Raw genomic sequence first — 9656 nt, 5'->3', positions numbered from 1 at the left:
CCACGGTTGAGCGCCAGCCGCGAGAGCGCGCGGGCAATGTCCGGCACACCTTTCAAAAGCCTGCGCACATCCTCGCGCAGGCCCGGCTCGGCAAGGAAAAACGAGACCGCATCGAGCCGCCCGCCAATCGCTTCCGGATCGGTGAGCGGCGACATGAGCCGCTCGAAGAGAAGCCGGCTGCCCGCGCCCGTCACCGTGCGGTCGATGGCCTTGGCCAGGCTTCCCTCGCGGCTGCCGGACAAGGTGCGGCCAAGTTCCAGATTGGCGCGGGTGGCCGGGTCGATGAACAGGCTCGCGCCCTCATCGTCGCGCTCGGGACGGCCAAGCGGCGGACGCTCTGCCTTTTGGGTCTTCTCCACATAGGCGACCGCGCCCGAAATGGCAGAAAGCTCGGCGCGGGAATAGCGGCCAAAGCCTTCCAGCGTCGCCACGCCATAAAAGCGCGTCAGCCTCATTTCGGCGGAGGCGGAATCGAACAGGTTCGCCGGCTGCGGATTGGCCACCCGTCCCAGAACATCAAAGGCAGGCCGGAAGGCCTCGTCATAATAGACGGCCTCGGGCACGATCAGTTCGCGCGGGTCAATCCGCAGCACATCGGCCAGAAGCCGGTCGGGCCGCGTGGGCGCGACGCGGAACGCGCCGGTGGAAATATCGATCCAGGCGAGCGCCAGGCTCTCATCACCGCCCTTCACGCGGCCAAGGGCCATCAAATAATTGGCTTCTGAAGGATCAAGCAGCTTTTCCTCGGTGATGGTGCCGGGCGTGACCAGCCGGATTACATCGCGCCGCACCACGGATTTCGAACCGCGCTTCTTGGCCTCGGCAGGGTCTTCCATCTGCTCGCAGACGGCCACGCGATGGCCAAGGCCGATCAGCTTCTGCAGATAATCGTCTGCCGCATGCACCGGTACGCCGCACATGGGAATGTCGTCGCCCTGGTGCTTGCCGCGCTTGGTGAGCGTGATGCCCAGCGCCCGGCTGGCAATCTCCGCATCCTCGAAGAACAGCTCGTAGAAATCGCCCATGCGATAAAACAGGAGCGAATCGGGATTGGCCGTCTTGATCTCGATATATTGCGCCATCATGGGCGTTGCCCCGGCGGCGGCCTGCATTGCCTTGTGGCGCATGGGCGTTTCGTCGTTCAAGGAGGGCTCCCCAGCCTTTGCATTGGCTTTGTACTGGCTTCAAATCAACAGCTTCAATCTGCTTGGCCATTTACTGGGCAAAAGTGTAGCCTTATGCACCCGTCACTGGCAAAACTCCACAGAAAGCATAAGCCAGAGCCCGTCTCCCGGAGGAAACAAGCCGACATGCCCAACGATAAAAAGTCCGAACGTCAGGGACCGTCCGTCAGCCCGCAGGAAGCGCTCGACTTCCACTCATCCGGCAGACCCGGCAAGCTGGAAATCACCCCCACAAAGCCGATGGCGACGCAGCGCGACCTGTCGCTTGCCTATTCTCCGGGCGTTGCGGTTCCCGTTCAGGCCATTGCCGAAGACCCGAGCCGCGCCTTCGACTACACGACGCGCGGCAACATGGTGGCCGTCATTTCCAACGGTACGGCGATCCTCGGCCTCGGCAATCTGGGCGCACTTGCCTCCAAGCCGGTGATGGAGGCAAATCCGTGCTCTTCAAGCGCTTCGCCGATGTCGATTCCATCGACCTTGAGGTCGACACGGAAGACGCCGACGCTTCATTAATTGCGTCAAGCTGCTCGGCCCCTCCTTCGGCGGCATCAATCTGGAAGACATCAAGGCGCCTGAATGCTTCATCATCGAAAGCCAGTTGCGCGAGCTGATGGACATCCCCGTCTTTCACGACGACCAGCACGGCACGGCGATCATCGCGCTCGCCGGCCTCATCAACGCGCTGCACCTCACCGACCGCGACATCAAGACGACAAAGCTTGTCTGCAATGGCGCGGGGGCTGCCGGCATTGCCTGTATCGAGCTTGCCAAATCGCTTGGCCTCGCGCCGGAAAACGTCTTCCTGTGCGACACGAAGGGCGTGGTCTACAAGGGCCGCGAGGAAGGCATGAACCAGTGGAAATCCGCCCACGCGGTCGAAACCGAAAAGCGCACACTGGCCGAGGCGCTGGAAGGGGCGGATGTGTTTTTCGGCCTTTCGGCCAAGGGCGCGCTAACGCCGGCCATGGTGCAGTCCATGGCGAAAAACCCGATCATCTTCGCCATGGCCAATCCGGACCCGGAGATCACGCCGGAGGAAGTGGCCGAAATCCGCACCGACGCCATCATGGCGACGGGCCGCTCGGACTATCCCAACCAGGTGAACAACGTTCTCGGCTTCCCCTATATCTTCCGTGGCGCGCTCGATGTGCGCGCGACCACCATCAACGACGCGATGAAGGTGGCCGCCGCCGAGGCGCTGGCCGAGCTTGCCCGCAAGGACGTGCCGGACGATGTGGCCGCCGCCTATCAGGGCAACCGCCCCAAATACGGCCCCAACTACATCATCCCCGTGCCGTTCGATCCGCGCCTCATCTCGGCCGTGCCGGTGGCTGTCGCAAAGGCGGCGATGGATTCGGGCGTTGCCCGGCGCCCCATCCTCGACATGCAGAAATATGAAAACGAGCTTTCGGCCCGCCGCGATCCGCTCGCCTCGACGCTCCAGCGCATCTACGACCGGGTGCGCCGCCAGCCCAAGCGCGTGGTCTTCGCCGAGGGCGAGGAAGAACAGGTGATGCGCGCTGCCGCCTCCTATGTGAACCAGAAGCTCGGCACCGCCATCCTGCTCGGCCGGGAAGAGCAGATCCGCGAGACAGCGCGGCAGGCGGGCGTCGATCTTTCCAAATCCGGCATCGAGATCATCAATGCGCGGCTTTCGCGCCGCAACAGCATCTATGCCGACTATCTCTATGAGCGCCTGCAGCGGAAGGGCTATCTCTTCCGCGACGCGCAGCGCCTGATCAACAACGACCGCAACCATTTCGCCGCCACCATGGTGGCGCTCGGCGATGCGGATGCGATGGTGAGCGGCGTGACGCGCAACTATTCCACCGTGCTCGACGATGTGCGCCGCGTGATCGACGCGCGCCCCGGCCACCGGGTGATCGGCGTCACGCTGGCGCTGTGCCGCGGGCGCACCGTGCTGGTGGCCGACACGGCGGTGCACGACATGCCCAATTCCGAGGAGTTGGCCGACATTGCCGAGGAGGCCGCCGGACAGGCCCGCCGCATGGGCTATGAGCCGCGCGTGGCGATGCTCGCCTATTCCACCTTCGGCCACCCGCCGGGCGAACGCTCCGAGCGTGTGCAGGAGGCGGTAAAAATCCTCGACAAGCGCCGGTCGATTTCGAATATGATGGCGAGATGGCCGCCGATGTGGCGCTGAACCCGGGCCTGATGCAGCAATATCCCTTCTGCCGCCTGTCGGGCCCGGCCAACGTCCTCGTCATGCCCGCCTTCCACTCCGCCTCCATCTCCACCAAGATGCTGCAGGAACTGGGCGGCTCCACCGTCATCGGCCCGCTACTGGTGGGGCTGAACAAGTCTGTTCAGGTGGTTTCGCTGAACGCGAAGGATTCCGATATCGTGAACATGGCGGCGATTGCGGCTTATAATGCGGCAGTTTGAGGGGGGGGGCGAGGCTTTCTCTCGATCAGACGACGTGAGGTGCTCCCCACATCCAACGCTATCACCGCACAATTTCTCACGCGTGTGCATGAAATAACCCGAAATTCTCTTACCGGTCATTGAAGTGCTCATTACAGATTATTTATAGGGATGCATCGACCGTATATTTATAAATTGACTAGTATCACCTGATACGATTCGCAAAGTTGGGTAATGTCCATATGCAACTTATCAAGAAGATTGAGGTGAACTACCTGAGGTCACTATACGGCGCTACCTTGAACAAGGTTGGTGACCTGAATGTGGTATTTGGCAGGAATGACAGCGGAAAATCCAACCTTCTGCGCGCCTTGAACTTGTTCTTCAATGATCAAATCGATCCCGGTCGCACGCTCGCGTTTGATGTGGACATGTCCGATATCCGGAAGCAAGAAGCAAGGGACGCCAAAGGAAGGCAGTTTATATGGGTAAAGATTACATTTAACGTTCCGAATAACTATAAAAGAGCCTTGGGGTCCGAGATTGCCATTAAAAGGCAATGGAACCGTGAAGGAGACATAACAGAAACCGTTTTTCCTTCGCTCAACACCCCGGGAAAGCAGGCGAGATTAACGCGCTTCAGAAATGATATTGATTTCACATATATTCCAGCAATTAAAGATCTTAATGTCTACGCCGACCTGATCGAGCGAATGTATGGTGCTGCCTCAGAAACTGATGTTCTAAGAGATGCTACAAACAATTTTGTAAAAGCAATTGCCGGTCAAACTGTGAGTTTATCAAAGCAACTCTCAGAACTATTCGGCGCTCCAGCCACCCTTGCGCCCCCGACCGAGATGAGCCGGCTGTTCCGGAACCTTGACTTCGCACACGGCTCTGATGGCCATTCGATGCTCCGACAAAAGGGAGATGGGGTCAAGGCTAGACACCTTCCTGAACTCATCCGCTTCATCAACGAAAAAGAAACCCGCAAAAGGCTCTTTCTTTGGGGTTTCGAAGAACCAGAGAACTCACTCGATCTCGGAGCAGCAGAAGCCGAAGCTAAAAGGTTTGCTGCGTTTGCGAAGCGTCAGGATACTCAGGTCTTTGTTACAAGCCACTCTCCGGCATTTTACCTTGCTGACATGGACGCTCAGGATGGAGCAGTCCGCCGCTATTTCATTACTAAGCAAGCTCCCGACACCACCGGAACCATGACTCCCTTGAACGCCTCAACGATGATTGACGATCTCTCGGAAGCTGAACGGAAAATGGAGCAAGCAGGCCTACTTCAACTCCCGTTTGTAATTCGGCAACTAGGTGCCCAGCGGGAAGCCCTGAACGCCAAAGCGCAGGAAGCAGAGGAACTCCGCGCGAAAATTAAAATGCTCTCAAAGCCAACCATCTTTGTGGAGGGATTGCACGACGAGAATCTATTTTATTCATCCATAAAAAGACTAGGGCATGAAAATGATTTAGAAATAAAATCACTCGGGGGAACGCCTCAGTCGGCTGATGCACTTCTATCTGCAGTTCTGAAGCAAGGAGGGTTTTCCCCCTCAGCAAAGACAATGTTCTTATTTGATGACGATAAGGCAGGACGAAATGCTGCGAGAAAGTTCATCAAATCGACGCCAACCCCCGAACCAACGCTCTATGGGGAGAATACATTTGTATGCGTCCTAGAAAGGACATCCGATTTTGAAGCTTTTTTGCAACGCTACTCCATTAAAAGTGATCAAGCTTTCTTCACATCCGAGTTTCTGTATCCAATTGAACCAGCAGCCGAATTGTGCCTCGAATTAATCGAAGCGGAATCATCTGGTGAATTTGCAAATTGGGAAAAGCAAATTAATGGAGATTACTGGCCTTCTCTCGGCCAGAGCACTTGCAGCGATCTAATCTCGGCGCCCCGAGGCGGCGTAGACTGGTTTTACGCTCGAGGTGTACCGGACTCTTTAAAGCGCAAGTTTGCAGAGGGCGCCCTAGAACGAACATTCGATACTAGCACGGTGGATTCTATCTCAAAGAGGATAGCATCTACGCTACTGGAAGCATAACCCAATCCGAGACTCAAGCCGCAAAGCGCTGCGCTTCGGCCCCGTAGTAATTGATATACCGGTCCGAGATCGCCTCCACCGGCAGCACGACGAACACATCCGTGGTGCCGAAATCATGGTCGATCACGCAGCCATCGCCGAAGCGTGCGCCGAGGCGGAGATAGCCTTTGACGAGGGGCGGCATGGCGGCAAGCGCCGAGCGGGTCTGGATCGCTTCCTTCGGCATCAGGTCGAGCGGGGCATAGCGGCTGGCGACGGCGCGCACATGCCATTCGGCCTCCACCTGGCAGAAATGCCCGAGGAAGGAGAGCGCTTCCGCATGGGCGGCCGGCACCACGCCGGGGAAGGAGGCGCAGCCCATCATCACGTCGATGCGCTTCTTGCGGCAATAGGCCCAGATGCCCTGCCACAGAAGCTCGATCGTGCGTTTGGTGCGGTAGGGCGGCAGAACGCAGGAGCGGCCAAGCTCCAGAAAGCGGCGGCCCTGATGGCGGGCCATCAGCGTCTCGATGGCGAATTCGTCTGCGGAATAGAATTTTCCGGCCCGGCGCGCGCCTTCCGGCGTCAGAAGCCGGTAGGTGCCGACAATGCGGTCCACATCCTCGCCCGGAAGCGCGGTGTCGAACACCAGAAGATGGTCGCACACGGCATCGAATGCATCCGCGTCGCGGTCGGCACTCAGCGCGCCGAGCGGCGCTTTCGCGCCCATCTCATTGTAGAAAACCCGGTAGCGAATGCTCTGGGCCGCGGCAATCTCCTCCTCGCTGCGCGCAAGGCGCACTTCGAGCGAGCCGATGCGGCCCAGAAGAGCCTCCTCGGCATCGCCGGCGAGCGGCGGCCTTGCGGCCTGGTCATCGAGAGGGGCCCGGTTCAGCGTGATGCCCTGCATTGCTGATTCTCCTCCGCTTGGCGTTGACGCTGAAATAGTGATCGCTTGCGACAGAACTATGACACTACCGTCACACGGGGGTAGGCGGCAAGCGGGTGTGCGGTCCGGGCATCGCCCCTGCTTCACCGGCAGCACCTTCTGCGAAACCCGGCCTCGCTTCTCAATGGGTCCCGGGTCAAGCCCGGGATGACGCGGTGGTGCGGGGAGAAGGAGGCCGTCACAGCGGGGGCCGGACCGGTGTGTCCCACCCTGTTCTCAGGCCGTGACCTGCAGCTCCAGCGCGGCCAGAAGTTCGTCCGGGTCGAGCGGCTTGGTGACAAAGCCATTGGCGCCATGGGCGAGCACGCCGCTGCGCGTCTCTTCCTGCCCGTCAGCGGTGAGAACGAGGATGGGCAGAGGTGCCAGCCCCGTCTCCTCCTCGTGACGGCGGATGGCGTTGATGGCGTCGAGCCCGTCCATCACCGGCATGTGCAGGTCCATCAGCACCGCGTCGAAGCGCGTGCCCGGCGCGCTCACCGCCTCCACCGCCTCGCGCCCGTTGGAGACGAGTGTCACCCGATGCCCGGCCCGCGACAGTGCCGCGCGCGCCAGCATGGCGTTGATCTCGTTGTCCTCGGCGACCAGGATGTTGAGCCCGCCCGCACGCCGGCCCATGGTCCCGGCGTCATGTGTGCGATCATGCGTTTCCGCAGCCGGCCACGCGGCCTCGCCCTTGCTGCCCAAAAGCTGGCGCAGCAGCGTCCTGCCCCGCACGGGCCGCGCGAGAAACGCGCCATAGCCGCTGGCGCGAAACGCGGGAAGCCGCCCGCGCTCCGATGGCGTGATCAGCGTGAGCGCGCGGTCTCCACCAACGCCCAGCGCGTGCAGACGGGTGATCAGCGCGCCATCGTCGCTTTCAAGCGAGGCGTCGACCAGCACCGTGTTGAACGGCCGGCCGCTCTCTTCGGCGAGCCGTGCCGCATCCTCCGCAGTGGCGGCGATCGCCGCGCGCCCGCCATGGACACGCACGGTCATGGCGATGGTTTCGGCCTCCTGCGCGAAGGGTGAGAGAATGACGGCGTTGACCTCTTCGAGCACGGGCTCGACACGGCCCGCCTCGTCCGCCTCTGCGCCCAGCGGCAGGAGCACGGCAAATTCCGAGCCCTCGCCCGGCGTGCTCGCCACGCTGACCGAGCCATTCATCGCGTCGACAATGCGCTTGGTGATGGCAAGGCCGAGCCCCGCCCCGCCATGGCGGCGGGTGGAGCTGCCGTCCACCTGTTCGAAATCCTTGAAAATGCGGTTGATGTCGTCCTTTTCGAGCCCGGGTCCGGAATCGGAAACGGCAATCCGCAGCGCCGGCGCGCCATTCTTCTCCGCCCGCGAGACCGCGACCGTCACCCCGCCCTCATCGGTGAATTTGAGAGCATTGCCGAGCAGGTTGATCAGCACCTGGCGCAGCCGACCCGGATCCGCCGTGATGGTTTCGGGCACATCCGGCGCGATGTAGCAGCCAAGGCCGATGTTCTTTGCAAAGGCGCGGGCAGCCAGAAGCTCGACCACGTTTTCCACGAGCTCGTTCACCGGAAGCGCCTGGGGCTCCAGCTCCAGCCGCCCCGCCTCGATCTTGGAATAGTCGAGCAGATCCTCGATCAGCGCCACAAGCGCGCTTGCCGAAGTGGAAACCGCGCCCACATAGGTGCGCTGCTCGGGCGTCAGTTCCGTGTCTGCCAGAAGCGTCGCCATGCCCATAATGCCGTTCATCGGCGTGCGGATTTCATGGCTCACCGTGGCAAGGAAGCTCGATTTCGCGCGGCTTGCCTGTTCGGCGCGTTCGCGCGCGTTGATCAGCGCCGTCTCGGCCCGCTTGCGGGCGGTGATGTCGCGCGCAATGGCCCGGTGCGACACCGAATCCGCGCTGTCGTCGCGCACCGAGTGCTCGATCCATGAATACCAGCGCACCCCGCCACGCGTGTGGATCGCCACATCGGTGGAGCTCAGGCATTCACCATCGGTGAAGGCGGCATCCGGCACGAGGCCGATATCGATGCCAAGCTGGCTCAGCGTGCGGCCCACCAGGGTGGAAGGGTCGCGGCCCAGAAGGTCCGCAAACACGCGGTTCACATAGACGATGCGGCCGCTGCGATCGCGGTGGACGATCAGGTCACCCAGCGCGTCCACCAGCCCGTGAAAGCGCTCCTCGCTTTCGCGCAGCTCCCACATGCGGTCGGCCAGTTCTTCGAGCTCGCCGCGATTGACCGCTTCGGATTCGGCCAGAACCGATGCCATGCGTCGATCCACCATGGACGCGCGAAATGCGAGCGCCAGCGCAACGCCGCCCAGCGCCAGAAGCGCCATGCTGACAAGCGGCGAGGCACCGGTCAGATGACTCAGCCCCGCAATCAGCAGAATCGCCAGGCCGATGGCCAATTCGCCATGATGCGTAGGCACGGGAAGCCGCACCGGCGCCAGCGCCGGTGGCCTGATGCGGATCCTCTTGCGCGGCTGCCGCTCTGGAGAAAGCGTCCTTGCCGGCTTCGGGTCGCCTTTGTTTTTCCCCGCCATTGTCATGGCGAGAACAATAGGCGGAGGGCATTACGGAAGCTTTTGGCTCGCCGTTCGAATTTTAGTGAATGGCTTAACCGGGCATCTCCACCACTATGCGTCCGCGCACCCGGCCCTCGATGATGTCCGTTGCAGCCGAAATCACGTCGCTGAACGGCACGACGCTTGCGATCGCGCCAAGCTTTTTGTGGTCGAGCTCTTTGGCTATGCGCTGCCAGGCCTCCATGCGCAGCTCCTTCGGCGCCATGACGGAATCAACGCCCAGCAGCGAGACGCCGCGCAGGATGAACGGCGCGACACTCGCCGGCAGGTCCATGCCCTGCGCCAGCCCGCAGGCCGCCACCGCGCCACCATAGGAAGTCATGGAAAGCACATTGGCGAGCGTGTGGCTGCCCACCGCGTCCACGCCGCCGGCCCAGCGCTCCTTGCCGAGCGGACGGGCGGGACCGGAAAGCTCTTCCCGGTCGATAATTTCGGCGCCGCCCAGCTCCTTCAGGTAATCGGCTTCGGATGCGCGTCCGGTGGAGGCGATCACGTGATGCCCCTGCCCGGCCAGGAGAGCCGATGGCGACAGAGCCGACGCCGCCGGCC

General features: G+C 61.5%; 4 protein-coding genes and 2 pseudogenes. 2 read left to right on the top strand and 4 right to left on the bottom strand.

The genetic code is table 11. The annotated features are described in order from the left end of the window. Positions 1-1085 (bottom strand): MutS N-terminal domain-containing protein (locus JCM21793_RS21625; protein WP_025031695.1); only part of this gene is annotated, 1085 nt, incomplete at its 3' end. Positions 1086-1310: 225 nt separating this feature from the next. On the opposite strand from JCM21793_RS21625, the pseudogene JCM21793_RS27645 reads away from it, so the two are divergent. Next, positions 1311-3593 (top strand): annotated as a pseudogene (locus tag JCM21793_RS27645) (NADP-dependent malic enzyme). Positions 3594-3814: 221 nt separating this feature from the next. Then, a complete protein-coding gene (locus JCM21793_RS21615; RefSeq protein WP_025031694.1) occupies positions 3815-5632 on the top strand; it encodes an ATP-dependent nuclease in 1818 nt (605 codons plus the stop codon). Between the two features lie 13 nt (positions 5633-5645). Here the strand turns inward: JCM21793_RS21615 and olsB are convergent, their stop codons facing one another. The 3 genes and pseudogenes from olsB to JCM21793_RS27640 form a co-directional block, all read right to left on the bottom strand. Further along, positions 5646-6521 carry a l-ornithine N(alpha)-acyltransferase gene (olsB, locus tag JCM21793_RS21610; protein WP_025031693.1) on the bottom strand — a complete coding sequence of 292 codons (876 nt, stop codon included), beginning with the start codon at positions 6519-6521 and terminating at the stop codon, positions 5646-5648. Positions 6522-6776: 255 nt separating this feature from the next. Further along, a complete protein-coding gene (locus JCM21793_RS21605) occupies positions 6777-9071 on the bottom strand; it encodes a PAS domain-containing hybrid sensor histidine kinase/response regulator (protein WP_025031692.1) in 2295 nt (764 codons plus the stop codon). Between the two features lie 67 nt (positions 9072-9138). Then, a pseudogene (locus tag JCM21793_RS27640) lies at positions 9139-9656 on the bottom strand (zinc-binding dehydrogenase); the annotation flags it as partial.

The organism is Nitratireductor aquibiodomus NL21 = JCM 21793 (genome assembly GCF_000615975.1).
GTDB lineage: Bacteria > Pseudomonadota > Alphaproteobacteria > Rhizobiales > Rhizobiaceae > Nitratireductor > Nitratireductor aquibiodomus.
The sequence above is the reverse complement of the archived record's forward strand: the minus strand, read 5'-3'. Positions and strand labels throughout refer to the sequence as shown.